We start from the raw sequence: 25,509 nt of genomic DNA, 5'->3' as shown, positions 1-25,509 counted from the left end.
GTCGCGCAATTGGGACTGCTGGAACTTCTCGTCCACCCAACATTTTTCACGGCAAGCCTCTTTTGCCGGGAACCAAAGGGCCAGTTCGCGAGTTTAGTGGGGTTCGATCGTACGCATCCGGTCGACGGGGAGGAAACGATGGACCGCTTGCAATTCTTTTCGCCCGTGCGGATTTTGCGCGGACAGGGACAGCCTGTGGAGGAGATCGACAGCGTTGCCGAAGCGATGGCATTCCTGCGAAAATGGCCGGCCGGGCGGCGCGGGCCGGTTTACCAATGTGCGGTGAATTGCTGTGCTGCGGCCATGGCCGGCCGGATGTCGGCCGAGGAAGCGAGAAAGGCTTTTGCCGGCTTCGCCCGGATCACCCGCCTGCTCGAGGGCGATCGGCCGTTGCCGGTGAGCGGCGAGGATCGGCATCGCGCGGATGCGCTGCGACGATAGCGCCAGCTGCCGCTAACCCTCAAAACAAGATATCATTCAGCCGGAACGCCCGATCGGCGACCGACTCGCTTTCGCGAACAGTCGTTTGAACTGGGCTACAGCACCGTTCTCGGCGATGTAATCGCAATAGGCGGCGTAATCGGGGTCGCGTGACAGATGGCGTTCCTCGGTGATGGCGCGAAGTGCATAGACGGCGTTGAGCCCGAGCAGGATGGCGGAGTGCCGCAGCGCTTCAGCGGGTCCCGTAGCGGTGAGGAAAGGGACGGAGACCAGCCACCAGGAGAGGTTTTTCGAAACATAGGCGGGGTGCTTGATCCAGCGATACGGTCCGCAGGTGATGATTCCGCGGTTGGTGAGATTGGAAAATCTCAGGCCAAAGCTCACGGTGGACCAGACAAAAATCAAGACGCAGAAGACGATCGCCGATCCCCAGAAAACCTGGAGCGCCGGTGTGGGCATCACCGCCGTCCAGTTGGCGCCCGTTTCGTAATTCAGGTAGGCACGGGTGGTGGCATTCATGGGTTCATAACAGGCAAGACAAACCAGCCAGCCGAACACAGTGGGCTCGACGGTGCGGATATGGTTGTCGAGGACGCGCAGCGTGAAAATGTAGCCGACGACCGCGACAAGGACATCCACCATGAACAGGAGATCGATTGCAAAAGCGTGCCAGCGCATGATGTCGAATTGATACGGTTGTTCCAGTCCGGCCAGGATCGAACCTAGCGCGGAGCACAGATAGACGAACATCAGCGGCAGGAAGAAGCCTTTGACGATCCAGCCCCGCACATGCTGGCGTATCTGCTCAGTCCTTTGCGGCACTGCGCCGCCGAGGACGAATGCACCGATTTCGGCATATGAATCTTCCGGATCGGTTTGCCGGCGATCGACATAAGCAACATAAAACGGCGCGGTGACGAGCAGCGCCGGCAAGGTGTCGTAGAGAGCTGCCCAGTTGGGGGCGTAAAACTCACGCCGGTATTCCGGCAATATCCAGTAGACTGCGGCAATCGTCGTGAGCGTGACGATGAAGCCGATGAGTTTGCGCATGACGCGCTCGACTTCAAGCGCTCGCATCGGCTTTGCCTGCAATCCCGTTGAACGCCTTCGAAACGTCTGGAAATAGGCCGTGTCGACCGCGATCATCGCTGCCGCGGTAGCTGCAATGACAGTCATGGCCTGCAAATGCACAGGCCAGCTTCTGTCGACGAGCACCCCGACGGCCAGCGCAAGACCAAGCAGTCCTGCAAGGCCGGTGAGGGGCGCGGTCGCGGATTTCGGTTAGAGCGTCAAGCTACTACTCCCGTTGTCGTGAGGGTTTGATCGTCGTGGGCGGCCGGCACGGGTCACGTGGTGTGCCCACCCGCCGCCGCTGGAGCCACTTGAGCAGCTGCTACACTCCACCGCTGCCGTTGGATCCGCCGCTGCTTGTTCCGTCATTGCCGCCGCTTGAACCACTGGTGCCACTCGAACCACTGCTGCCGCTGGATCCGCTGCTGCCGCTTGAACCACTGGTGCCGCTCGAGCCGCTGCTGCCACTCGAACCACTGCTGCCACTCGAACCACTGCTGCCGCTCGAACTGCTGCTACCACTCGAACCACTGCTGCCGCTTGAGCTGCTGGTGCCGCTCGAGCCGCTGCTGCCACTCGAACCACTGCTGCCGCTTGAGCTGCTGGTGCCGCTCGAACCACTACTGCCGCCTGAACTGCTGGTGCCGCTCGAACCGCCGATGGGCCCCTTGTTGACATTGCGCGGGGAGGGATGGTTGTTGGGCCCTCGCTTACATTCTCGCAGGTGCACTTGCGCTGATATTTGGTGCCGAAAGCACTGCGTTCATTGCTCGCCTTCTGGCAGACCACCCTATGGCAAATCAAAGTCGCTTCGGTTGTCTCGGGGGTAAGGCCTGTGATGACTATTGCGGTTGTCGTGGCCGCCATGCCCATGATTGTGAACCGGAGTAAATTCCGAAAATTTTGCATAGATACCTCGCTTTCTGACGCCTCGCTTCTCGGGCTTTCGCCCAAGCTTCCTCATTGTCGAGCGGGTGTTTGCAACAAGGCCGCATACGGATCGCTTACGCCTCAGCGGTCGGGCTCAGGGGCGGCGTAAAAACGTTGGACAAAGCGCAGACAATGGTGCCGCATTGCGGTATTTCGATCAGAAAAAGACCAAAGATGCGCTTTTCGGGGGAAACAGATAATGTCGAAACGGCTTAGACTGGTGTTGGGAACGGCCGGCGCAATTGCCGTCGCCATCGTCTGGGGGATCATCGCCACGTCGATGGGGCTGCCATCGATCCTGATAACCGTAGGAGCGGTCGCGATCGGCGCCGGCATCTACAGCTATCAAAGCCGGAGCTGATCCGGCATCCGGCGACGGCGGCTTAGCCCAAAAAATCCCACAGTCCCGGACTGCCCGCGGCAATGTTCAGTGTACGAAAATTACCAACGGCAGCGTCCTGTGGAACGTGTGGCCTCTCGAAGCTATTGTGGTGGCGGTCCGAGACACCCCCGCCCGGGCCGTTGGCTCACCCAGCCGAGTGGTCCGCTGCTACCCAATGGCGGCGGACCGTTCACCCGCAAGACGGACCCCGGAAGACGGACATTGTGCCGAATCGAGGGAGAACCATGGTCGTTGACGAGATTGCAGCGCGGCGCCTGAAAATTCTGATCGGGCAATATATCGAGACCAGGAAGAGGCGCCACGATGAGGTTTCTACCGCAGCGGCTGAGATCGCCATCAGGGCTGTCATGCCGAATTGCCCGGTCTCCGGAAAAGCCTTGGACGACATGATTGCGGCATGTGCGTTCGAACATGGGCTGGGGGTGCTGTTCGATCGACCTGACGCATGAAGGCTAAAATTAGATAAACCGACCAACCGGAACCGGCATGCCGAGATATTTTTTTCACTTCCGAAACAATGACGGCCGCTTGACGGAAGATTTCGAGGGTCAGGAGTTGGACGGTTTGTCCGCGGCTCAGGATAACGCCATGGCTTCGGCCAAGGAAATCCTGGCCGAGGGCCTGCTCAGCGGCAGCCCGGTCCTGACAGGTCTTTCCTTCGAAATCTGCGACGAGAACCGGAAGCTGCTATTCCGATTTCCCTTCTCGGAAGCTGCCGAAAAGGCTGGCACTCGACCGTGATTGGCCAAAGGGCCCGCAATGCGGGCGAGCTTTGTCGAGCCTGGCTGAAAAACCGCATGTCGCGGCAAGGCGGTCGTTGGCGCAAATCAGCACCATAAGCAAATTAGTAGCATAGCTGCCGGCACAAAGCAAGAACAAACATGGCTTGCCTTGCCGACAGGGGAACTATTTATGCTCCCGTTTGTCGGCCCAGGGCTACCGTAGCGTTCCAGGATCTCGAGGGCAGGGGACTGACCAAGGCGAGCGCGGCGAGACTGATCCGCGATCGCGACGGCCTGATCTCCCTGGTCGCCGAGTTGGGCTCTCTGACGCTCCAGGCGCGACGAGGGCGCCTGACACTTTCGACGCACATCTGCTGCGGGCATTGCCCTGCTGTGCGCAAATATGTGATGAGGAGGTGCCGCGCCATCGTTGCGGCGCGCAGATTAAGCCGGGCAGTGTGCTAACTTCCGCTGGCAATCGACCAATTTCCGGACCGGCCTGGTACGTGACCGTGATCTTGAGTCGCAGTGCATGGGAGTTCCATTCCCGATCTTGGCTTATTACGTGCACCGGAAGCGCTTCGTTGCGGGATAAGGCCATGTCTGATGACGGCAGAGTTTCTCTCTGCCGTCATCAGAACACATACCGAATGCTGGAGGATACAGGTGAAATTGAGAGACGCGGCACTTGCTGTTTTTTCAAACAAACGCCGAGGCGTGGCTTGGTATAAGATCGCACAGAAGAAGGCGGACAGATACGGCTTCTATGTCTATTCCAGCCATATGGTCTGGAAGGACCAGCCATTTTTCCGCAAGGCACTGCAGCGGGTCAAAAACATCCGCGGGATTCCAGATCCGCGAGCTTTTGTCCTGCAAAGCTGCCTACGATCGATCGAGCGGATCGACGGCGATGTGGCCGAATGCGGCGTAAGGCAAGGCCGGTCGACGATATTCATGCTGATGAGCGATCTTCGGCCACGGCACTATCACCTTTTCGACTCGTTCGCCGGCCTCTCGGAACCGACCGCAGAGGATCGCAAGCGAAACGGCCAAACGCCGTGGAAGTCCGGCGATCTCAGCACTGACGAGAGGGTAGCCAGAGAGAATATTTCGGACTTCGGCAACACAACTTTTCATGTGGGATGGATACCGGAAACTTTTCCCAGCGTAGCCGACCGGCGTTTCGCCCTGGTCCATATTGACGTCGATCTATACGAGCCGACGCGTGACGCGCTTGCCTTCTTCTACGATCGGGTGTGCGCACATGGCATCATCATATGCGATGACTACGGCTCCGCGCTCTGTCCTGGAGCCCGAAAGGCCTTTGACCATTTCTTCGAAAACCGCCCGGAAGGCATTATCGAACTTCCAACGGGGCAGGCGATTGTCGTAAAGGCAAGCTAGTCCTGAATGGTTGCGGCGGCTCTCCATCGGATGAAGCGAGGACGTCGCCGAAAGCCATGATGGAAATCGGCAGGGCACGGGTATCAATTCTCGCTTGATGGCACCTGAGACGGAGCAAAATAGGCATTGAAGAACTGCTCAACGATCTCGTCGACGACTGAGTTCTTTACGTGCCGCAAGTCCTCTCTGTAGCTACGAGCAAGGCCCCCATAGGTGACAAGCTCGAACGAGGGAAGATAATGGACATTGTCCCGTTCCCGGCAGACTTGACCAAGCACGGCGCGAAGAACGGACTTGCCTTCAGTGCTCGCGGTGACGACATCCGCGTCCTGAAATGTGCGCGCCAATGCAACCGGTGAGACCGTGAGAATTATCGGCGCATCGGGTTTGCGTTCACGGACCATGTCCACGGCAGCCATCACGTTGGCGTAGTTTTCCTGAAAGCTGCTGACGTGAAGCGTTGTTTCCTGCATTCCGCCGCCGCCGAGATAGAGCGGCTTCTGCGCTGCTGCTTTGCCACTGGCCTTGTTGATGAAGACCTCGGTCATTCCAAAGGTGAATATGAATGCCGTGGCGGCATCGAAGCCAGCCCGCATCTCCCGGTTTACGCTCCCGATCACCTCTTTGAGAACTTCCGGAGATTTGGCGAAAATACCGCGCCGATACGGGTCCTGAAAGCTGGCCGAGCCCCAAGGGACGCGTTTCTTGACCTGCCACCAGTCGTCGTCTGCCTGATCCCACACGCCAAGCATTTGCTCGAGCTGGAGGCGAACAGTGAAAGTGTTGTAGAAGTTCATATGTTCCTGCCGAGGCAGCTCATCTACAATGGCCTCCGCGGGGTCGAAGCTGATATTTCCGTAGGACGGGACGCATGCGATGCGTCTGTTTGTCAACGCGCGTCGAATTTCCTGCGCAAAGCAACTCCCCATCGTGAAGAATATATCGTCAGAAGTTAAAACGGGGGTTTTGCGTATAGTAATGGCGCCAGAGCTTACAAAGTCGCCATACTTCGCGTTCAATTTATCCGACGCCATCAGACGGACAGGTTTGGCGTATCCGAGTCGATTGCGTATCCGAAGGTACCTTCGTTTAACTCGCTCCAGAAATGGCACAGTCGCTCCATAGTGGTCACAGCTGGCCCCAACCGCAATGCCGGACATGTAGTCCGCTTCGCGGCTAGCTGCAATCAGAAGGATTCAAGATTGACTATTCGAACGACGTCAGACCTCAGATGCGGTTCTTTTGGCGCATGTTGTCGCGGCGCAGTCTGGTCCCGCTTCACGCTTCATTAAGGCGTCTGTCGGGCTGTCCGCTGACCCCGACAGTTGTGCAGAAATCGCCTTTGGTGGATCGGCAACGCAACATGAGCCGCGCCCTTGGGACCGGGGGATCTCTCTCGCGCACGTCTGGCGTAACCCAAGGCAGACCGAGGGATTAGGGCCTACCAGAGAGGGTAATTGTCCTCCGGCTCAGCTTCCTCGTCAGCTTTTCCTCGTTTTTTTATGACCATCCGCACCAATGCTATTGCGGCTACAACCAGCAAAGCAGCGGATGTCCAAAAAAATATACTATTCATGGAAAACATTCATAGTTTTCTCTCGTATACGTCAGTATATTAGAGGTTTCTCTTTGGAAAAGTTCAGAAGACCCTGTTCCATAATCGCGTTGGCAACAAACCTGGCAGCAGAATCCGCTCCCTTCTCGGTGAAATGCACCTCGTCGTAATAATTTCTATCCAAAGTCTCGCTGCGTTGGCAAAGGTAAGGCAACGATCCATGGAGATCAACGACCGAGGCGCCGGTTCGCTTGGCTATGTCTTCCACAATGCGTCTGTGTTCCCAAACCGCGTTTGCAGCGGGATCGTTTGGGTCTTCCTGCCGATAATTGGGGTTTACGAAGAGAACCGAGGCTCCGGCTGCCTTTGCGAGGACGACCAGTGCACTAAAGTTCGCACGAAACGCGTCTGGTGGATTGTGCGCAATGTGCTTCGAATTTCGACGTCCATCGCCTCGACGTCGAACAATGTTCCCGACATACGCGGTCGCCAGATTTTGCCGTCTTTTGAACCAACCCGAAAGCCCGCCACCTGACGGTGGCTCGAACCAGGAGCAGGAATACTGGTTGTAGTCTCGAGACAGTCCTTCCAGTCGGCGAGGATGAACATCATTGTGGGTATAGTAGTATACGATAAGATTAGGTGACAATGGTGCTACGTGGAAAAGAAGTCTCAAAACGTTCTCGACCGAGGTATATCCGCCAACTCCTGCGTTGACGATGTCAATTTCGACTCCCGGTTTCAGATCCCTCAGGTATTCGCCCAGCCGGTGCGGATAAGTACGGCTATCGTCTTCTATTCCGGTACAATAAGTAGACGATTCTCCCATACAGACAACTCTTAGACATTGCTCCGGCTTCGGCATGGCGGTTTCCGGGCCCCGGAAGCCCAGGCTATTGTGTCTCGATCTGCCGTTGCCCGAGTGCCACACAGGATTCAGCTCATATAGGGTATAGGGGTTTGGCCGAACCAAAGGTGTCGGGCAACCAGCCCATTTGGCAATCAAGCCTGGGAAACCGATCTGGAGCAGCGCCCTATCGCCTAGAAGCATAATGAGGCCTTTGCGCAAAGTGCGCCGCGCTCTCCAAAGTTGCTTTTTAACCACGTTCATCTCGACACCATGTAGCAACGCCTTTCGTGCGCGCGCTCAATCGGGCTCAAACTCACCGCGGTAGTCCATTGCGAGGGCGGAATCCTGCTTCGGCTTATGGAGAACGCAGTTACCAGCCACCAGCACGTCCAGATCCGTTCCCATGAAGCAGCGAAAAGCATCCGTAGGGGAACATACGATCGGCTCGCTGCGCACATTGAAACTGGTGTTCACCAAGACAGGACAGCCGGTAAGCGCTTCAAACCGGGTGATCAACGCGTGGTATAGCGGGTTGGTCTCGACGTGCACCGTCTGAACCCTGGCCGAATAGTCGACATGCGTGACGGCAGGAATCTCGGACCGACGGACGTTCAGCTTGTCTATTCCGAACATAGCGGCCTCGGATGCAGTCATCGCGCGGTGACGGCTCTGCTTAACCGGAGCAACGAGGAGCATATAAGGCGATTCACCCTCCAGATCGAACCAGTCCGACACATGTGCCGACAGGACTGAGGGGGCGAACGGACGAAAACTCTCGCGAAACTTGACCTTGAGATTGAGCGTCTTCTGCATATGGTCCGACCGCGGATCTGCAAGGATGGATCTGTTGCCAAGCGCCCGTGGTCCGAATTCCATCCTGCCCTGGAACCACCCCACCGCCTTGCCGTCGGCCAGCGCCGCAGCCGTGGCATCGATCAGTTGGTCGGTTGGCATGACTTCGAAAACGGCTTTGGCTCGGCTGAGTTGCGCTTCGATCTCGCTCTGACCGAATTCCGGACCGAGATAACTCCCTTTCATGGAATCTTGCTTGGCTATAACCCGCTCACCGCCGAGTTTAAGATGCCAGGCGGCGAGTGCGGCCCCAAGCGAGCCTCCTGCGTCGCCGGCTGCGGGCTGAACCCAGATTCTCTTGAAGGCACCATCTCTGAGCACTTTGCCGTTCGCCACGCAGTTAAGCGCCACACCGCCGGCCATGCACAGATTGGGAATTGCAAAATCTCGTGCCAAGCTGCGGGTCAGCCGAAGAACGATCTCATCGGCGACGGCTTGGATGGACGCGGCAACGTCCATGTGAAAATCAGTTAACAGATCGGTATCAGGGCGCCTTACCGGCTGTCCGAAGAGGCTGGCGAACCGTGCGTTCGTCATTTTCAGTCCAGTGGCATACGCGAAATAGCTTTGGTCGAGACGGAAGGTTCCGTCCTCCTTCAGGTCGACCAGCTTTTCCAGGATCAGCGATTTGAACCGAGGCACACCATAGGGAGCCAGCCCCATCACCTTGTATTCGCCACTGTTTATCTTGAAGCCGAGATAATAACAGAACGCTGCGTATAGAAGCCCGAGCGAATGCGGAAACCGCAATTCCCGCACGACATCGAGAGTTGCGCCCCTGCCGATCGCAACTGTCGTGGTTGCTTTCTCGCCAACGCCGTCGAGAGTTAAAACCACAGCTTCGTTAAAGGGCGACGGGAAAAACGCGCTGGCCGCGTGGCTCACGTGGTGTTCGGAAAAAAGGATCCGGGATGGATCCTTGAAGCCGCGGTCGATTCTGCGGAGTTCGTCGAAAATGATCCTCTTCTGAAATAATTTTCCCGTCAGCCAAGCGGGCATCGCCTTTCGGAATGAATCGAATCCGCTAGGAGCGGCGTCGAGATAGGTTTCAAGCAGACGCGAAAATTTTAGCAGCGGCTTTTCATAGAATACGACGTAGTCCACATCCTTCAGCAAGACACCGCCGGTCTGCAAAACGGACCGAATGGCGTTTGAGGGGAAGCGTTCGTCGGCTTTTCGACGGGTGAACCGCTCCTCCTGGGCCGCCGAAATGATGGCGCCGTCGACGACGAGGGAGGCCGCGCTGTCGTGGTAGAAAGCCGATATGCCCAATATATTGGTCATAATATTGTCTTCAAAACTGATTGGTCATCGAGTTCAAATCGTTCTTGGTTCTTCGTTCAATCCAAAATGTATCATTGGAATGCGTTCTTTGGAGCCGTCGGCAGATCACTCTGACCAACCGGCGTGCAAATCCGACGGGAAATACCACCCCAAAGAACGTCGATGCACACACCAAGTCGGAAAACCAACCATTGGTCGCAGCCCTCTTGGAGGGCACGTTGTGAATGTCAGACACTATTTTCGCCCACCACGAGAATGCACCCAAGCTATTGGCAAACGATTGAGCCGAAGGAACAAAGCTTGTCAAGGACGCGGCGTATCACCGAGCCGATTGAGCCCGTGCGGCAGCCTTGACGGTCGCCATTCAATGAGTCGGGTTCGGCATTGACTGCGGCTCCGAACGAAGCCACAGACATGGAATAGGATATGAACTATCGCGGATGCTCAAGCGGCGTCCCGAAATCGTGCGGGTCGGCAGAGAGCAGAGGCCCTCCGGTACCAACGCACATCGCATCGGGAAATGGAATGAGCGCAAAGAGACGAATTTCGGCGGTGCTGGCATACCCGCTGGTTAAGCGTCTGATCATCGAGAATCTGCCGCCGCACAAAACGCTGTATCTCGTCGGTTTGCTGTGTTCGATCGCCGTTGCGGCGACGACCGCCGCGTCGGCTTGGATCATGAGCACCATGGTCAATAGCATCTATGTGGAACGCAACGCTGCCGCCGCATGGGGTATCAGCGCCGTAATCATCGGCATTTTCCTGGTTAAGGGCATAGCCGCCTATTGCCAGACCATCACGACGGGGAAGATTCGCCGGGCTATCGTCTCGGACCTGCAAAACCGCCAGTTTTCCCGAATGGTGCGTTTCGACATCGGTCGTTTCGCCAATCAGCATCCGGCGAAATTCGTCTCCAAGATCATGTTCAACGCGCGCGCCGGGTCATCCGTTATTCTCACGCTCACGAGCAGCACCGTCTCCGATGTGCTGACGCTGATTGGCCTGGCAAGTGTCATGGTCAAGCAGGATCCGATGATGTCGCTGATATCCGTGGCGGTTCTGCCGCTGCTGTTCCTGTCGGTGGGCGCCATAACCAGGAAGCTCAAGGCGCTGGCAAGGGGCGAGACGGAGTTGGCTGCACTGGTCCAGTCGATCGGCACGGAAGCCGTCGAAGGTATCCGGACCATCAAGTCCTTTCAGCTCGAAGACAAGGCGGTCGCCAGCTTCGCAAAGGCCGTCGGCAAGATGGAAAGGCGCGGCATCCAGATAAACCGGACGTCAGCGTTGATGAGTCCGTTGATGGAGACCGGCGGCGGCGTGATCATCGGGCTGTTCGTCATTTATGCCAGTTGGCAGACCCTCGGCAACGGCAAGACCCCGGGCGAGTTCATGGCCTTCATAACCGCCTTTCTGCTTGCCTATGAGCCCGCCAAGCGGCTGGCCCGCGTCAATGTCGATATCCAGAAGCAGATGGTGGCGGTTGAGCAGATGTATGATTTGATCGATACGCCCGAGCAGCGACAACTCGCAACCGCCGGCGAGCGCCTCACCGATGTCGAGGGCGGTATCCGTTTTGAAGATGTGGCCTTCTCCTACGAAGGCAACAGCCCGGCGCTGCACGGCGTTTCCTTCGAGGTACGGCCCCGTGAGAAGCTGGCGATCGTCGGCCGCTCCGGCGCCGGCAAGACCACCATCGTCAATCTGATCCTGCGCCTCATTGAGCCGGACAAGGGCCGGATCCTCATCGACGGAAAGGACATTTCCAAGATCGGCCTCGCCGACGTTCGCGACAATATCGCACTGGTGTCACAGGATGTCTTCCTGTTCGAAGGCTCGATCCGCGACAACATCCGCGACGGACGCCCGGGCGCCACCGATCAGGAAATCGAGTCCGCGGCGGACCTCGCCCGGGTCACCAGCTTTTCCTCCAGCCTTGAAAACGGGCTCGACACTCTTGTCGGGCCGAGTGGCACCAACCTGTCGGGCGGGCAGAAACAACGCGTCGCCATCGCGCGCGCGCTGCTCAAGAATGCTCCGGTAATCGTCTATGATGAAGCAACGTCCGCGCTTGACGGCGAAAACGAACGGGCGGTCATGGAGGCTGCTTTCGACGATGCATTCGAGCGCACGGTGATCTGCATTGCGCACAGGCTTTCAACCATCAAGGCAGCCGATCGCATCCTGGTGTTTGACGCTGGCATTCTGGCGGACGCCGGGACTCATGACGAGCTTGCCAGGCGCAGCGAAATTTATCGCTCGATCTTTCACCTGGAGGCGTCCGGCCCGATCGTCGAGGGCAGCAAGCAGCTGCGGCAAAGCGTTTTGCGCTGACGGCGATGACCAGTTTTTATCACGGTTCCTATGTCAGGTATGTGATTGCTGGGATAGGCCTGCGATTGCGCCGATACACAAAGGCCGCGCGGACATTGTTTGCCGGCTCCAAGCCTCATTCCGTTCTTGAGCTGCAGGCCAAGGCCGACGCGCTGATCGCGCGCAGGGACTGGACAGGCCTTGAAGCAAGTATCAATGAAATGGCCATCATGGCTGACCGTTCCCGCAACCCCGAGCTGATGCAGAAGGCAGGACAGGCCTTCGAACGGCTGGGCAACTTCGCCCGGGCGGCCGAGCTTCGGCTTACCGCTCGCCGGCTGCGGAAGGGGAAAAATGCCAACGAGTGGACCGGGGAGAACCTCGGTTCGGATACACTGCTGATCGATCTTGTGGAGGATGACCCGCGCAGCCTTGGCCGGGTTATCCGCCACGCGCGACTGGCCGGCGCCGCCGCTGCCTATGCGCAAAGTGCAACAATTCGGGCAGAGCCGCGGCTCATATCAATTCTGCAGCGAACGTTCCCGAAGGCGACCGTGGTCCCGGCGCAGCAGGATGTGATCGGCGACAAACGTGCGACCTTCGAAGATCTCGCCTGGGTGTTCGGACGCGATGCCGAGAAACTTGCCGCCGACTTCGTGCCGCTGCGAGCAGATCCTGGGCTCGTCGAGACATTCCGCAAGCATTATCGCTCGATCACGGATCTGCCGCTGGTCGGCCTCTCCTGGGGTAGCAAATCCCACACCAAGGACGTGCCTGACTTCCCCGAATGGGCACGGTTCATCGCCCAGACACAAGCGACATTCGTTTCGCTTCAGTACGGACAGATCAAGCCGGCGCTGCGGCGCCTGCGCAATGGCAATGACGCGCGTCTTATCTATGACGACAGCGTTGACCAGATGGTCGATATGGACCGGTTCGCTGCACAGGTCGCAGCGCTCGATGCCGTCGTGACGATCAGCAACACGGCGGCTCATCTATCCGGAGCACTTGGTATTCCGACTATTTTCCTGATCGACGACAATTTTCAGACGGCGTGGCCAGTCATCGGCGATCGAACGCCTTGGTACCCGAAGGGCGTCGTCATTCGTAAGGAAGGGCGCGCGTGGTCGGTGGTGCTCGACGAGGTTGGTCAAAGACTCTCGTCGATCTTGACGACGCATTCCGACGCTGCCTGTTGAGGATCGCCGTGCCGAACAGACGATCCGTCCTTCAAAAAGCAAAAGCTGCGGACCTGCGCCCGCAAGCAGGCGCGGGCAAGCGGCTACAGACACTTTTTGATCGAGCAAAGGAACTTCTTAAACGGCCCTCGCGTCATGCCGACGAAAGCGTCGAACGGCATATGAGGCTGATGGCGGAGAGCGTCGAGCGAAGCGACTGGAAGGCGGCCCGGGACCATGCGCTGGCACTCGGCCTGCTGGGTGAGCAGCTTGGCGATCGCGGGCTTGTCAAGAAAGCCGGGCGTGGCCTCAGACGTCTCGGCGGCGGGAACCGTGCCTGGCAGTTGATTGCGTCGAGCAAGCAAATGCCAGGCAGGCCCGAATGGGATGGCAGTGATCTTGCGGGTCGCAGGCTTGCCGTCGAGCGCCGCGAAGGCGATCTTGCGATTTTCCTTCAGTTCGCGTCGTTGCTTGGCCCGGTGATCGCGGCTGCCGAGCGATGCATCGTCTCGGTCGAGCCGCGACTGGTGCCACTCTATCGCCGAACATATCCTGCGCTCGATCTCAGGCTGGAGGAACAGGGGGAGGTGGCGGCGGTGGACGCCGATGTCTTCGCCTGCTTCGAGACACTGGCGAAGCACTTCTGGCCGGATGAACCGGCAGCACGCGCGCCCTTCGTCCCGTTGGAGCCGGACCGCCGATTGGTCGCCGAGTTGCGCAGCACCTACCTCGATCGCGGCCCCGGTCCTCTGATCGGCTTTGCCTGGGGAAGCCTGAACAAGGCCAAGGACCTGCCGGCCCTGGACGATTGGCGGGCGTTGCTCGGCAGCCTGCCGGGACGTTTCGTCAGCCTGCAATATGGCGATGTCGGGCCGGCGCTCTCCGAGTTCGAGCACTGGGCGCCGGGACGCATCATCCATGACGCTTCCGTCGACCAGTTGTCGGATATGGACCGCTTTGCCGCGCAAATCGCTGCGCTCGATGCCGTGGTGACGATCAGCAATACCGGCGCCAATCTGGCGGGGGCGCTTGGCGTCCCAACGGTCGTCATGCTCGACGACGGGTTTCGGCTGTCGTGGCCCGCCTTCGGCGAGACCGTGGCCACATATCCAAGCGTTCGACTGGTCAGAAAAGGCGGCCAGGCATGGGCGTCCGCAATGCAGGAAGCAGGTGGACGGATCAGGCAAATCATCAGTGGAGTTGCTGATGGCCGATAGCCGATTTCTTCTCCGGTTCCGCCGCGCTATCGCGCTTGCCGGCTACAAATACAAGGTTTGGTTCCGCAGTCATCGGCGGCAGCTTTTCCTTCGCTGGCGTGACGGCGATATTGCCGATCAGATGGCGGATTATCGGCGAAGCATCGAGGCGCGCGATTGGTCGGCCGCGCTGCCGAAAGCCCTGGCGCTAGCATCGATCGCGAAGTCGAGGGGCGAGGTACATCTGCTCGACGAGCTCGGCAAGGCGCTGATGCGGATGGGCGCTTACGGCCCGGCGGCCGAACTCAAGATCGCCCGGCGCCATATCGTTGAAGGCCGTGTCGAGCGTGAGTGGCTCGGCCAGGATGTCTCGGGCCAGGTACTGCTCGTCGACCTGATGGAGACCGAGAAGCAGGGGCTGGCCACCGCGATCCATCATGCGAGTTCCGTCGGCCGCGCGCTCGCCCGCGCCGCACGATTGATCGTGCTCGTCGAGCATCGGTTGGTGCCGTTGTTTCAGCGGACATTTCCCATTGCCGATGTGCGGGCTGTCGGTCCCGGGAACAAGGCCGCCTACGCCGAGGCGCAGGCCTTTGCCGGCGTCCAGCATCTGACTGCTGTGTTCGAAACCAATGAGGCGACGATCCGGGAGCATTTCGTCCCGCTTAAACCGGATCCGGCGCGGGTCGCTGAACTTCGCGCCCGCTACAGCGAGGACGGCCGGCCGCTGGTCGGCGTCGCATGGGGCAGCTCCAATCCCGGCAAGGACCTGCCGCCGCTGGCGGCGTGGCGTCCCCTGCTTGGCCGACAGGACCTTCGGTTCGTTTCGCTGCAATATGGCCGGACCGAGTCAGACCTGAAAATCTTGACCGATGGCGACCCGACACGTGTGTTGCACGACCCTACCGTGGATCAGCTTGTCGACATGGACATGTTCGCCGCGCAGGTTGCAGCGATGGACGCCGTCGTAACCATCAGCAACACCGGGGCCCACCTGGCGGGCGCCCTCGGCGTCCCGTCGGTCTTCATCCTTGGTGACGGCTTCAAACGTTCGTGGCCAGTGGAGGGCGACCGCACGCCCTACTATCCTTCGGCCGTGCTGGTCTCAAAGCGCGAACGGCCCTGGGCCGAGGTGATGGACGAGGCGCGACACCACATGTGCTCACTCATCGCCTCTAGTTGACTCCGCCACGCCTGGCATCGCGAACGCACTAGGAAGGCCACAGCAGCCAAGTGGTCAAGGGCCTTTTTTTACGGCGAGAACGCTGTAAACTGCCGGCTGGCGGCTGGTTCAAGACTTGGAGGGCGATGCATATCTTTGGGTAGGTCGGGGAACAAGTCGGCTTCTCTTATCAGCGAAGACTTTGTGCAGCGGCTCCTCGCGGTGTACAGGCTTGTGCATCCAGGAAACCTGTTCAGGCGGGGGCGTATCTACGCTCGCGGCAGGGCAGAGACGAGGACGGTCTACTTCGTCCCACACAATCGCAACAATGTTCGTCTGCTGGCTGATGCGGCTCAACTTCTGGTCGACGGCGGCATTCAATGCGTATTCGCGCATATTGACGGATTGAAACGCGGCGGCGTCGCACGCCCTGAACTAAACGCCCGGGGAATGTCGCATATCAGCTTTGCTGAGCTCAAGCGGACGATCAGACCCTGCGACATGCTGGTGACTGGAAATGACTATGCACCGCAATTTTTTAGGCGGTTCATAGATTCTATCAACTTCGGAATGGTCCGTGTGGTCGGCCTCATCGGAGGTGCGAGACTGCTGCAGCCGCATCGATTTGTGAGAGCTGACTACATCCTGTCGATGGGACCGGCAGCGCTGCAGCAACGACGACAACCGACCTACATTGTCGGCTCCCCGGTAATTGAGCGTGCCGTCGAAAACGCGGGCGCCAGGCACGATGAAGGGCTTTTCGTGCTGGTGAACTTCAAGGGGGATATCGAAGACCTCGCAGACCGCCAATCGATTGAAGCGGTGGCAGCCGCATGTGCGAAACTCGGCCTTGCCCATGTCGTTAGTGTCCATCCCACGATGTTCGCAAAAGTCGACATGCCGAACAAATCGCCCGTAGACTTCGCACAACTGCTCCCGGACGCCCTGGCGCTAGTAACTCGCCCAAGCACCACGGTTTACGAAGCGATCGCCTGCGGCATTCCGGTGGTGCTCTTTCCGCTGGTTTCGCCGATGGTCGAGTTCGACAGTCCTATGGGCGCTTTCAAACCAACATGGTCGGAGCATCAACTCGTCGACGATATCCTTGCTGCGGTCAGGTCAAGACCGACCTATTTTGAGCAAAGCCGGGACTTCCTCAATGCCAATCTGTCGATTGATCCAAAGATGCCAGCTTCGCAACGGATCGCCAATGCTTTGATCGATATTTACAACCGCTGATTTGCGCAATCAAAGTGCTCGCAATCGGAGGCCTAAGTTGAGATTGTTGTCCAACTTCTTCGCAAAAAGGCCGCCACTCCTTGTCGTCTCGTTTCCCAAGTCCGGGCGGACGTGGCTGCGCGTAATGCTTGACGATCTGGGCGTCAATGCGGCTTACACGCATGATGGTTCCGACCACAAGGAGCTGCGTGACATTGCACAGATCAGCACCGACAAATCACGCTACAAACGGCAGCGGATCCTATTTCTGACGCGAGACCCCCGCGACACTGTGGTGTCTGGATATTTTCAGGTTTGCAAACGCCATCAGCTGGGAGCAGGTCCGATAGGCGAATGTGTAAGGAGCCCCAAACACGGCGTCGAGAAGATTGCCCTTTTCAATCTGCAGTGGTTCGCAGCCGCAAGTTACATGCGAAAAATTGCGCTTCTGCGCTATGAAGATATGCAGCGGGATACAAACGACGCTTTGCGCAGTGTCGGAAACTTTGTGGGAAAGTCCTTCGACGAGTCCAACCTTGCTGATGTGGTCGTCAGTAGGTCGTTCAAACGAATGCAGCAATCTGAAATCTCAGGAGAACTGGGTGCGCGCTATGGCGGAAAATTGCGACCACGCAATCCTGACGACCCGGAAAGTTTCAAGGTTCGAAAAGGTAAGGTCGGTGGTTATTTGGACTACCTCAGCGTAGATGATGTAGCCTTCTGCGACAATGTACTTGCGCGGCTCGATTACTGGAAGCGGCTCGATGAGGCCTTCCTGCGGCATGGCATATCTTATATCGGCGACAGGGGCAGGTGTGAATTGATCCGATGCATCGGTTTGTCTGCGGATGCGGACATAGCGGCACGACGCCGATAGCTACGATTTTGCCTCATATGCCGATGCCTTTTTTGCCATCTAGGTTCTGCTCTCCGGTTCGAGAAGGCCGAGAAGCAGGTCTGGCTGGCCACAGCGATCCATCATGCGAGTTCTATCGGCCCGCGCGCTCGGCCCGGGCCGATCCCCAGATCACGGCCGCCTACGGCCCTGGGCCGAGGTGATGGACGAGGCGGAGAAGAACATGAGGCGCCTGCTCGAGGCCGCTCGAGCCTGACCGTACAAATCAGCAGGGCGGTTGAGCATCCAGGCAGTTTCCTATACTGGTCTGGCCCGGCTGGCGGAGCCGGCAAAAAGCTTTCGAACCGAAGATCTTCCTGCGGAGCCAATGATGTGCGGATTGTTCGGCGTCTATCGTGCCGAGGGCTTTTCGCCCGACGATATCCATCGTGCCGACCAGGCCCGCGACACGCTTGTGCACCGCGGCCCGAATTATGGCGGCGCACGTGTCACCAGCGATCTCTATCACGGGTTTCGGCGTCTCAGCATTATCGACCTCTCGGCGGCAGGCAATCAGCCCATGGTCAGCGCCGACGGGAAGTTCGCGATCACGGTCAATGGTGAGATCTACAACTATCGCGAGCTCCGCGCCGATCTGATTGCCAAAGGCTGCGTATTCACCTCGCAGTCCGATTCCGAAGTTGTGCTGCATGGCTATCGGGTGTGGGGGCTCGAAGGGCTCTGCGAGAAGCTGGACGGCATGTATGCGGCGGTGATCCATGACGGGGAACGCCGCAAGCTGCATGCGATCCGCGACCGGCCGGGCATGAAGCCGTTCTTCTACTTCCATTCGGGACGCCGATTTGCCTGGGCGTCGGAACTCAAAGCGCTGCAGGCCTGGCTCGGCGACGATCTGCCGCCGATCGACGAGACGGCTGTCCTGGACTATCTCGCATGCCGCTATATTCCAGCGCCCAAAAGCCTCTACCGCAATATCTTCAAACTTCCGGCCGCAAGTCGGCTGACATTCGATCTGGAAACCGGCCGCGTCGATGTCGGGCGTTACTGGACCATGCCTACCGAACTCCGCTCGGACAATGACGACCGCCTGGCCGACGGGCTGCGGGACCGCATGCAGGCGAGCGTTGCCGCTCACCTGGTGAGCGATGTGCCGGTCGGCTATTTTCTCAGTGGCGGCATAGACTCGGCGGTTGTCCTGTCGCATGCCGTTGCGGTGAACCCCACGGCAAAGGCGTTTTCGATCGGCTTCGAAGATCCGAGATTTGACGAGAGCGCGCAGGCGGCCAAGGTCGCGGCGCTGTTCGGCGCCGAACACGCGATCCGGATCCTGCAGCCGACAGAGCTCGATGACGTCTTCGACCGCACGCGGGAATGGTATGACGAGCCGCTTTCCGACAAGGCCGCCATCCCGGCGTTTCGTGTCTGCGAATTTGCCAGCCGCGACAGGACCGTCGTGCTGACGGGCGATGGCGGGGACGAGCTTTTCGGCGGCTATCGCTCATACAAGCGGTTTAGCGGCATTCGCAGGAAGCAACGTTTCGTCCCGTTCGGTTCACAGAGCGGGTGGCGCCTGAAGGACCGCAATTTGCGCCTGATCACCACGCGCGACCCGGTCGAGCTCTCCATCGCCATTGGCTCCGGCAGAACGAGATGGCAGCGCGACGTCTATCGCGAACGCCTTGCCATCGCTGCTGACTATGATGAACTCGCCCATCTCAGGGCGTGGTGGAAGCCGGAACTCGGACCGTTGCGCAGCCTGCAATATCTCGATTTTCATACCAGTCTGCCCAACAATATCCTGACCAAGGTCGATCGGTTGAGCATGTCGGTTTCGCTCGAAGCGCGTATCCCGTTCCTGTCGCGAACGATGATCGAATATGCGTTCAGCCTGCCGGAGTCGTTTCTTTACAAGGATGGCCAGCTTAAGGGCGGGCTTAAATACGCATATCGCAATGTTTTGCCGGCAAGCACGCTCAAACGTAAGAAGCAGGGATTTGGTCTTCCACAAAGCTGGAAGCGAACGGCCGTGGCTTCGCAATCCGAGGAAAGCTATCAGGAGGCGGTATTGTCCGGTTTCCTGAAAGGCGCCAAGTTTTCGAATGCCTCCGCATAGCCACCCTCAAGGCTGCCAGCATTTCTTTTTCGCCGTGACGGAGCGGGGTCGGGCCATGGGAGCACTGCCGACATGGTGATGCGGACCGGATTCATATGCGGCTGCGGTCATAGCGGCACGACGTTGATCGCGACGATCCTCGCAGCCCATCCCGACGTCTACCTGCCGTTCCAGGAAACCAATGTCTTCTTCAAATGGACGCCGCTGGCGATGTTTCGCTATTGGAAGCTGAAGCGCGCGGCGCGCGGTGCCGGAAAGACCTTGCTGCTTGAAAAAACGCCGCGGCATATCCGTCGCGTCGGCCGTATTCGCCGCCTCGTGCCCGGGGCGCGTTTCGTGATGCCGGTGCGGGACGGGCGCGACGTCGTGGCGTCATTGGCCAAGCGTCTTGGCGATCCAAGGGAGGCGCTCGACCGCTGGATCGGCGACAATGCGCTCGTTCTCGCCGAACAAGGACAGCCGGATGTACTGATCTATCGCTACGAGGATCTGGTCGAGGATCCGGCCAAGATCGTCGAGCGCATCTGCGGCTTTCTCAACCTGCCCTTCAGCCCGGACCTGCTCGACTATCACAGGAAGCCGCAGCAATGGTTCAAGCCGGCCGAAGTCGAACTTGAGAAGCAACATACTGCACTCCGCAACCAGCAGGTCAATCAGCCGATCTATGACGGGCGCGGACGATGGAAGACCGACCTTGGTCAGCAGGAATTGGCGGAGCTTACCGAGGGCCGTGGGAAGCCCCTGATGCAGGCTTTCGGGTACCTTTGAGCGATACGCCCGATATTTTCACTTTGGAAGCGCGCGCGCATAGCCAAACTGATCGAAGTCGCGCTCATATGCGCGATAGATGGAATCCGCCAGTTCTGGCGTGAAGTAGTCGGCAAGCCTGCGACGCGAGGAGGTGTGCAGGGGCGGAATCGCCGCGCGCCGCATATCGTCGCCTGCACCGACATGATCGAGAACCCGTTCGAAATCCTTTGCGAAAGTCTCGGTCTTGCCGATGAGGTCGAACGCAACTCCTGGAACTTCGACAATGTCGCTTTGCCTCTGCCAATGTTTGTCGATGCGCCATGTGGACGTCTTGCAGGCAAAGGCGACGAAATCTGCAAAGGACAGGCTCTTGTCAGCGCCGACAGGCAGCGCCGGATCGGCCCGTTCGCGGTGGGCCAGATAGACCTCGACCCTGCCATAGCCAGGCACAAGGGGACGGTCGCGATATTGGTCGGCCCAGCACGACAACAGCCTGGTGTAGGGATTGCGAACGAAGGTAAATCGCAAGGCTTCAGCACTTGTCGCCATGTGGTGGAACTGCACGATGCCATGGCGAGGCGCCTGCAACCGTGACGCCTTTCGGTTGTGGACCTTCCAGTTCTGGTCGCTGCGCCACCCCGACACGGTGTCGTTGCCGATCATGGCTGCAAGGTTGCTTCGAATGCGGCTGCTGGCCGCCTTCGGCGTTGCCAGGTACAGGATCTTGAGTTGCGGGACCACGTCGATCAAGTCGTCCGGCAGGTATGCGGTTGCCACGGCCCTGCGGTAGAAGGCGAGGGCTTCCGGATGCGCCCAGGCAAGAAACGGCTCCCTGACTACGTCGCGAAGGCTTTGCAGCCGTGGCCGCAACGAGCGCTCGAGGCGACGGAATGCGCCGAGCTGGGGTTTGCCCGGCACGACATTATCGGGCGAAACATGGCTGGTCGTCATCGGCAAAAACCCTCGCCTTGAAATCAGTCTACCTGTCGTGGCATAGGCCTGTAAGCAGGCAGACTGTCTTTACCGCATTGCCCTATCCAAGGCTGGCTTACGGCGCTTAATAGACTGCGAAGAAACTCCCGCCAAGTTCGAAAGCTCAATTGAGGTGGATAGAGGCATCGCGCGTCGCACGGGCTTGTCACAGCACGACCAACGCTTCCGGCCCTGGTGCAGGACAATGATCGCCTTTTGTGCTGCGATGTTTTTCCGGGGTGGGAAGGCGTTAGACAACGCAAATGTTCCGCCAAATTTTTTACATTCAATCTCTAACTTGGCAGCGTCGACAGACTTACGCTATACGCCGCGGTGGGCACGGTAAACGGGGGACGAAACCACTCACGGATCGAGGTCGAATGTGCTGAAACGATTTCGGAAAATCAAAACAAAGGTTGGCCGAACGGTCGCCAAAAGGACCATACCGGCTTCTCCGTTTTACAAGCGATACCCGTATGGCGGCAAATTGACGATACTGACCGCCGATCGGCAAGGATTGTTTGATCCCGATCACGGATTTTTCTACAATCGCATTGCGAAGTCGGCCAACTCTACGGTCACAATAAACTTGGCCCAGCTTAAATTTCGCGAAAAGTTCCAGCTCGCCGGCGCGAAGAAACAATTGCTGCAGAGCGACACCCTGTTGCGTCCGTCGCAATTGACCGTCGATCAGGTTGATTCGATTTCGAACGTGTTCGCGTTCACGTTTGTGCGGAATCCCTACAGCCGCGTGCTGTCGGCCTATTTGGATAAGGTCGCGACGGGAAAGAAAAACATCGGTAAGCGCGGCAATATCCCGACTTTCTGTGAATTTTGTGATCTCCTGGAAGATGGCTGGCTGTATGCGGACCTCCATTGGGCTCCGCAGACATCGTCGCTTGTCATGCCCACGTCCGAGTTTGATTTTATCGGTCGTGTCGAAAATTTCGCCGAGGACTTCCAAAAGGTGTGGGATCGGATCAGTGGCGGCAGGCAAATCAGCAACACCATCCACCGCAGCCAAAGCCGAACGGATGCGACGAGCAAGGCCGACGATTACTATGATAAGAGATCGCGCGGGATCGTCTCTAGCCTCTATGCCGAGGATTTTGAGGCTTTCGGCTACTGACGGCAATGCGCGGCTTCTGCTCGGCGGCGCACAGTCTACCTCAGGAAAACGACACTCCAGTCGATCATGTGCAAATCTTCACGGCGTAGCGAGGTCAAATGGCTCTGTCTCAGCATGATCGGCAGGTCCAAGCCGAACCGACAGTGCCGATCCTGTTCGTGCGCCAGCGTTATGCGCCTTTCGGTGGAGGCGAGATCATGCTGGAAAACATCATGGCCGCGTTCGCGGCGCGTCAGCGGCCGGTGGCCGTGCTCTCCGGCGACTGGCCGCGTAATGAAGGGATAGAGTTCATCCATTGCGCCGGCCGCCGCTTTCCGCGTTCGCTGCGGGCGACGTCCTTTGCTCAAGCCGCCTGCCGCAAGATCGCCGAGATGCCACGGGCGCTGGTGCAGAGCAACGATCGCCTCCCGTGCTGCGATGTCTTCCGGGCCGGGGAGGGCGTTCATGCCGCCTATCTTGCCGAGCGGCGGCGTTTCCAGACGCGGCTTGGCAGGGCGGCAATGGCGCTGAGCCCTTTTCACCGCCAGACGCTGCGCCTCGAGCGCGCAACCTATGCCAGCCCACGGCTCAAAGCTGTCATTGCGATTTCGAAAATGGTCGCAGACGACATTGTCCGTCACTACGATTATCCGGCGGAAAATGTGCACCATATCCCCAACGGCGTGGACCTCGACCGCTTCAATCCGCAACTGCGCCAACAGCATCGGACCGCGGTCCGCGCGCGGCTCGACGTCGACGATAACAGGTCGGTCGTCCTGTTTGTCGGCTCGGGCTTTGCGCGAAAGGGGCTTCTTGCACTGATGAGGGCTGTCGCCAGGCTCGATGGCGAGCTGGAATTGTGGGTCGTCGGCCACGATTCGCGCGCCAACGCCTTCAGGCAGACTGGTGACAGGCTGGGTCTCGGCGCAAGGCTCAAGATGCTGGGGCCGCAAAAGGACATGTTGCCGTGGTACGGCGCGGCCGATATTGCCGTGCTGCCTTCCATCTATGATCCTTTCGGCACAGTGGTGATCGAGGCCATGGCCAGCGGCTTGCCCGCTGTGGTAAGCACCGGCTGCGGAGCGCGCGAGCTTGTCGAGCGGTTCGAGCCGACGCTTGTTTGCGACGCGGCCAGCGAAAGCGACCTCGCTGCAGGGCTCGCGCACGCGCTGCAGTTGTCGTCACGATTTGAGACCGCGACCCGGGTGAGAGCGGCGGCCGAGCATTATGATTTCAACCTCATGATAAAGCGAATGATGGCGCTGTATGAAAGCCTTGATCTGAAATGATTTTCGACTTTGTTGGATTAGGTTAGTACCCTCAGTGCGCTAACAGGCCGGGAGCCGATGCTGCAGATACATTCGAATGACAGCGGCAGCTTTGATGCCGGAACCTTCTGACCGTGCCGGTGCTCTCGGTCGTTATCATCACCCGCAATGAGGAGGCGTCCATCGCGCGCTGCCTTCGTTCGGTGGATTTTGCTGACGAAATCGTCGTTCTAGACAATGACAGCAGCGACAGAACCAGGGACATTGCCGGTGATCTCGGAGCCAAGGTTTTGATGACCCTTGATTGGCCCGGTTTCGGCGCGCAAAAAAACCGTGCGCTTGCCGCGGCAACGGGGGATTGGATCCTTTCGCTGGATGCCGATGAGTGGGTGGAGGCGCCGCTCGGTGCGGAAATCAGAGCCGCAATCGCCGACCCAAAAGGCTATGACGGCTTCGAAATACCGAGAAGATCGCGCTTTTGCGGGCATATTGTCCGCCATGGCGGCTGGTCACCCGATCTGGTGCTCAGGCTATTTCGTCGCCGCTCCGGGCGCTTCAGCGACGACACCGTGCACGAGAAAGTAGTGGTGAACGGGAAGGTCGGGCGATTGTCCCAGCCGATCGAGCACGACTCCATCGCCGACTTGGCGGATGCCCACGACAAGATTGGCCGGTATGCGGAAGCGTCCGCCGCGCGGCTGCTTGCCGAGGGCAAAAAAAGCTCGATAGGCAAGGCGGTTTTGCGCTCCGTCTGGGCCTATATGCGAAGCTATGTTTTCCGGCTGGGATTTCTGGACGGTTCCACTGGGGCGATGGTTGCCGCTTATTCCGCCAGCTACACCTATCAGAAATGGGCGCGTGTGGCATTGGGGAGCGAGGCCAATTCCACCCGAACCAGCAAGACCGAGGCCAGGACAAATCTGTGAGAAACCGGCTTGGGCGACTGCCATTGTTGCCGAGCCATCGCCAACTAGTTAGTGTACGACCGTTTAAATCGAAAGCTAGGGTAGTGAATATGACTGATGCGTTTAGGGTATTTATCGGATGGGACAGCCGTGAGCCGATCGCGTACGACGTCGCGCGCCACTCGCTGCTCAAACATGCGTCGGCGCCTGTCTCCGTCATTCCGATCAAGCAGGACGAGATGCGTGCCCGCGAGCTGTATTGGCGGGAAAAAGATCCGCTCGCCTCAACGGAGTTCACCTACACGCGCTTCCTGACGCCCTTCCTCGCCGGCTACACGGGTTGGGCCCTGTTTTGCGATTGCGATTTCCTGTGGCTCGGTGACGTCGCAGGCCTGCTGAAATATACGGACTCGGACAAGGCGGTCTATTGCGTCCAGCATGACTATACGCCGAAGGCCACGACCAAGATGGATGGCGTGGTCCAGACATCCTATCCTCGGAAAAACTGGTCGTCGTTGATGCTGTTCAATTGCGCGCATCCCTCGGTCAAATCGCTCACGCCAGAGGTCGTGAACCAGGAAAGTGGCGCCTATCTTCACCGAATGCAGTGGGTTGCCGACGAAGATCTGGGCTCATTGCCGGTAGAGTGGAATTGGCTCGAAGGCTGGAACGAAAAGCCTGCTGTCGGCACACCTAAGGCGGTCCACTATACGAGCGGCGGCCCGTGGTTTGCCGAGTGGCAGAATGTCGACTATGCCGATTTGTGGATAGCAGAACGCGACGAATTCCTGGCTTCAGATCAAGCACAATCTTCTCAGAGCGCAGTTCGATAAGCGGCATCGTGTTTGGCAGGTGAGCGCTTCCGAAGTGGCATCGATTTCGTGTCGCGAAGAGCGCAGCAACCAGCCGTCAGACGCTAGGCGTCGACAACAATGCGTGGTGCCGCCTTGGGGCGGGACCG

23 protein-coding genes are annotated in these 25,509 nt (G+C 58.7%); 18 read left to right on the top strand and 5 right to left on the bottom strand.

All coding sequences use genetic code 11. The features are described from left to right. The first annotated feature begins 9 nt into the window (after nucleotides 1–9). Nucleotides 10–441 (top strand): DUF982 domain-containing protein, encoded by a 432-nt coding sequence (locus NKH37_RS01705; protein WP_502905988.1) that lies wholly within the window; start codon nucleotides 10–12, stop codon nucleotides 439–441. Nucleotides 442–477: 36 nt separating this feature from the next. Here NKH37_RS01705 and NKH37_RS01700 read toward each other — a convergent pair whose 3' ends face one another. After that, on the bottom strand, nucleotides 478–1,617 hold the full coding sequence (locus NKH37_RS01700; protein ID WP_353004269.1) for a methyltransferase family protein: 1,140 nt from the start codon (nucleotides 1,615–1,617) through the stop codon (nucleotides 478–480). Between the two features lie 206 nt (nucleotides 1,618–1,823). Between NKH37_RS01700 and NKH37_RS01695 the strand changes: the two genes are divergently transcribed. The 5 genes from NKH37_RS01695 (at nucleotide 1,824) to NKH37_RS01675 (ending at nucleotide 4,971) form a co-directional block, all read left to right on the top strand. Next, the gene (locus NKH37_RS01695) at nucleotides 1,824–2,342 is read left to right on the top strand and encodes a hypothetical protein (RefSeq protein WP_353040766.1); all 519 of its coding nucleotides are present in this window, start codon (nucleotides 1,824–1,826) and stop codon (nucleotides 2,340–2,342) included. A gap of 299 nt (nucleotides 2,343–2,641) precedes the next feature. Next, a complete protein-coding gene (locus NKH37_RS01690; RefSeq protein WP_023717698.1) occupies nucleotides 2,642–2,803 on the top strand; it encodes a hypothetical protein in 162 nt (53 codons plus the stop codon). A gap of 266 nt (nucleotides 2,804–3,069) precedes the next feature. Then, the gene (locus tag NKH37_RS01685; RefSeq protein ID WP_353004271.1) at nucleotides 3,070–3,294 is read left to right on the top strand and encodes a hypothetical protein; all 225 of its coding nucleotides are present in this window, start codon (nucleotides 3,070–3,072) and stop codon (nucleotides 3,292–3,294) included. A gap of 37 nt (nucleotides 3,295–3,331) precedes the next feature. After that, the gene (locus NKH37_RS34020) at nucleotides 3,332–3,586 is read left to right on the top strand and encodes a DUF6894 family protein (protein WP_023717696.1); all 255 of its coding nucleotides are present in this window, start codon (nucleotides 3,332–3,334) and stop codon (nucleotides 3,584–3,586) included. Between the two features lie 587 nt (nucleotides 3,587–4,173). After that, nucleotides 4,174–4,971 (top strand): TylF/MycF/NovP-related O-methyltransferase, encoded by a 798-nt coding sequence (locus NKH37_RS01675; protein WP_353040764.1) that lies wholly within the window; start codon nucleotides 4,174–4,176, stop codon nucleotides 4,969–4,971. A gap of 83 nt (nucleotides 4,972–5,054) precedes the next feature. Here NKH37_RS01675 and NKH37_RS01670 read toward each other — a convergent pair whose 3' ends face one another. From NKH37_RS01670 to NKH37_RS01660, 3 genes are all read right to left on the bottom strand, one after another. Further along, nucleotides 5,055–5,990, bottom strand: coding sequence for a GSCFA domain-containing protein (locus NKH37_RS01670; RefSeq protein WP_352640900.1), 936 nt, complete (start codon nucleotides 5,988–5,990; stop codon nucleotides 5,055–5,057). A gap of 588 nt (nucleotides 5,991–6,578) precedes the next feature. Continuing rightward, nucleotides 6,579–7,391 (bottom strand): SGNH/GDSL hydrolase family protein, encoded by an 813-nt coding sequence (locus NKH37_RS01665; protein WP_353004273.1) that lies wholly within the window; start codon nucleotides 7,389–7,391, stop codon nucleotides 6,579–6,581. A 282-nt stretch (nucleotides 7,392–7,673) separates the two neighbouring features. Then, on the bottom strand, nucleotides 7,674–9,512 hold the full coding sequence (locus NKH37_RS01660) for a carbamoyltransferase family protein (protein WP_353004275.1): 1,839 nt from the start codon (nucleotides 9,510–9,512) through the stop codon (nucleotides 7,674–7,676). A 525-nt stretch (nucleotides 9,513–10,037) separates the two neighbouring features. Here NKH37_RS01660 and NKH37_RS01655 point away from each other — a divergent pair. The 8 genes from NKH37_RS01655 (at nucleotide 10,038) to NKH37_RS01620 (ending at nucleotide 20,313) form a co-directional block, all read left to right on the top strand. Then, nucleotides 10,038–11,843: an ABC transporter ATP-binding protein gene (locus NKH37_RS01655; RefSeq protein ID WP_353004277.1), complete on the top strand. Its 1,806-nt coding sequence runs from the start codon at nucleotides 10,038–10,040 to the stop codon at nucleotides 11,841–11,843. 65 nt (nucleotides 11,844–11,908) lie between these two features. Then, nucleotides 11,909–13,021, top strand: a complete 1,113-nt coding sequence (locus NKH37_RS01650; protein WP_352640893.1) for a glycosyltransferase family 9 protein — start codon at nucleotides 11,909–11,911, stop codon at nucleotides 13,019–13,021. A gap of 161 nt (nucleotides 13,022–13,182) precedes the next feature. Continuing rightward, a complete protein-coding gene (locus NKH37_RS01645) occupies nucleotides 13,183–14,217 on the top strand; it encodes a glycosyltransferase family 9 protein (RefSeq protein ID WP_352482639.1) in 1,035 nt (344 codons plus the stop codon). Continuing rightward, a complete protein-coding gene (locus NKH37_RS01640) occupies nucleotides 14,207–15,379 on the top strand; it encodes a glycosyltransferase family 9 protein (protein WP_352482637.1) in 1,173 nt (390 codons plus the stop codon). Before NKH37_RS01645 ends, NKH37_RS01640 begins: the two co-directional genes overlap by 11 nt. 201 nt (nucleotides 15,380–15,580) lie before the next feature. Next, a complete protein-coding gene (locus NKH37_RS01635; protein WP_156948027.1) occupies nucleotides 15,581–16,597 on the top strand; it encodes a glycosyltransferase family 28 protein in 1,017 nt (338 codons plus the stop codon). Nucleotide 16,598: 1 nt separating this feature from the next. Beyond that, the gene (locus NKH37_RS01630) at nucleotides 16,599–17,453 is read left to right on the top strand and encodes a sulfotransferase domain-containing protein (protein ID WP_353040565.1); all 855 of its coding nucleotides are present in this window, start codon (nucleotides 16,599–16,601) and stop codon (nucleotides 17,451–17,453) included. A 349-nt stretch (nucleotides 17,454–17,802) separates the two neighbouring features. Continuing rightward, nucleotides 17,803–19,545: an asparagine synthase (glutamine-hydrolyzing) gene (gene asnB, locus NKH37_RS01625; RefSeq protein WP_353004280.1), complete on the top strand. Its 1,743-nt coding sequence runs from the start codon at nucleotides 17,803–17,805 to the stop codon at nucleotides 19,543–19,545. A 72-nt stretch (nucleotides 19,546–19,617) separates the two neighbouring features. Then, complete coding sequence (locus NKH37_RS01620; protein ID WP_023717684.1) at nucleotides 19,618–20,313, top strand: sulfotransferase family protein; 696 nt, start codon at nucleotides 19,618–19,620, stop codon at nucleotides 20,311–20,313. A gap of 18 nt (nucleotides 20,314–20,331) precedes the next feature. On the opposite strand, the gene NKH37_RS01615 is transcribed toward NKH37_RS01620, so the two are convergent. Continuing rightward, entirely contained in the window at nucleotides 20,332–21,246 is a 915-nt protein-coding gene (locus tag NKH37_RS01615; RefSeq protein WP_353040762.1) for a sulfotransferase family protein, read from the bottom strand. 508 nt (nucleotides 21,247–21,754) lie between these two features. Between NKH37_RS01615 and NKH37_RS01610 the strand changes: the two genes are divergently transcribed. From NKH37_RS01610 to NKH37_RS01595, 4 genes are all read left to right on the top strand, one after another. Next, nucleotides 21,755–22,396, top strand: coding sequence for a sulfotransferase family protein (locus tag NKH37_RS01610; protein ID WP_023717682.1), 642 nt, complete (start codon nucleotides 21,755–21,757; stop codon nucleotides 22,394–22,396). A 98-nt stretch (nucleotides 22,397–22,494) separates the two neighbouring features. After that, a complete protein-coding gene (locus tag NKH37_RS01605) occupies nucleotides 22,495–23,664 on the top strand; it encodes a glycosyltransferase family 4 protein (protein WP_353004285.1) in 1,170 nt (389 codons plus the stop codon). Nucleotides 23,665–23,777: 113 nt separating this feature from the next. Continuing rightward, nucleotides 23,778–24,569 carry a glycosyltransferase family 2 protein gene (locus NKH37_RS01600; protein WP_352844043.1) on the top strand — a complete coding sequence of 264 codons (792 nt, stop codon included), beginning with the start codon at nucleotides 23,778–23,780 and terminating at the stop codon, nucleotides 24,567–24,569. A gap of 89 nt (nucleotides 24,570–24,658) precedes the next feature. Next, entirely contained in the window at nucleotides 24,659–25,381 is a 723-nt protein-coding gene (locus NKH37_RS01595) for a glycosyltransferase (protein ID WP_352587205.1), read from the top strand. The last annotated feature ends 128 nt before the right edge of the window (nucleotides 25,382–25,509 follow it).

Origin of the sequence: Mesorhizobium sp. M1217, from assembly GCF_040318275.1 — a bacterium.
Lineage (GTDB): Bacteria > Pseudomonadota > Alphaproteobacteria > Rhizobiales > Rhizobiaceae > Mesorhizobium.
The sequence above is the reverse complement of the archived record's forward strand: the minus strand, read 5'-3'. Positions and strand labels throughout refer to the sequence as shown.

Bases quoted from the DNA above. Each gene is read 5' to 3' on its own strand.
- NKH37_RS01700 (WP_353004269.1), bottom strand. From the start codon at position 1,617: ATGACTGTCATTGCAGCTACCGCGGCAGCGATGATCGCGGTCGACACG.
- NKH37_RS01690 (WP_023717698.1), top strand. From the start codon at position 2,642: ATGTCGAAACGGCTTAGACTGGTGTTGGGAACGGCCGGCGCAATTGCC.
- NKH37_RS01685 (WP_353004271.1), top strand. From the start codon at position 3,070: ATGGTCGTTGACGAGATTGCAGCGCGGCGCCTGAAAATTCTGATCGGG.
- NKH37_RS34020 (WP_023717696.1), top strand. From the start codon at position 3,332: ATGCCGAGATATTTTTTTCACTTCCGAAACAATGACGGCCGCTTGACG.
- NKH37_RS01675 (WP_353040764.1), top strand. From the start codon at position 4,174: ATGACGGCAGAGTTTCTCTCTGCCGTCATCAGAACACATACCGAATGC.
- NKH37_RS01665 (WP_353004273.1), bottom strand. From the start codon at position 7,391: ATGCCGAAGCCGGAGCAATGTCTAAGAGTTGTCTGTATGGGAGAATCG.
- NKH37_RS01660 (WP_353004275.1), bottom strand. From the start codon at position 9,512: ATGACCAATATATTGGGCATATCGGCTTTCTACCACGACAGCGCGGCC.
- NKH37_RS01655 (WP_353004277.1), top strand. From the start codon at position 10,038: ATGAGCGCAAAGAGACGAATTTCGGCGGTGCTGGCATACCCGCTGGTT.
- NKH37_RS01645 (WP_352482639.1), top strand. From the start codon at position 13,183: ATGAGGCTGATGGCGGAGAGCGTCGAGCGAAGCGACTGGAAGGCGGCC.
- NKH37_RS01640 (WP_352482637.1), top strand. From the start codon at position 14,207: ATGGCCGATAGCCGATTTCTTCTCCGGTTCCGCCGCGCTATCGCGCTT.
- asnB (WP_353004280.1), top strand. From the start codon at position 17,803: ATGTGCGGATTGTTCGGCGTCTATCGTGCCGAGGGCTTTTCGCCCGAC.
- NKH37_RS01620 (WP_023717684.1), top strand. From the start codon at position 19,618: ATGGTGATGCGGACCGGATTCATATGCGGCTGCGGTCATAGCGGCACG.
- NKH37_RS01615 (WP_353040762.1), bottom strand. From the start codon at position 21,246: ATGACGACCAGCCATGTTTCGCCCGATAATGTCGTGCCGGGCAAACCC.
- NKH37_RS01605 (WP_353004285.1), top strand. From the start codon at position 22,495: ATGGCTCTGTCTCAGCATGATCGGCAGGTCCAAGCCGAACCGACAGTG.
- NKH37_RS01595 (WP_352587205.1), top strand. From the start codon at position 24,659: ATGACTGATGCGTTTAGGGTATTTATCGGATGGGACAGCCGTGAGCCG.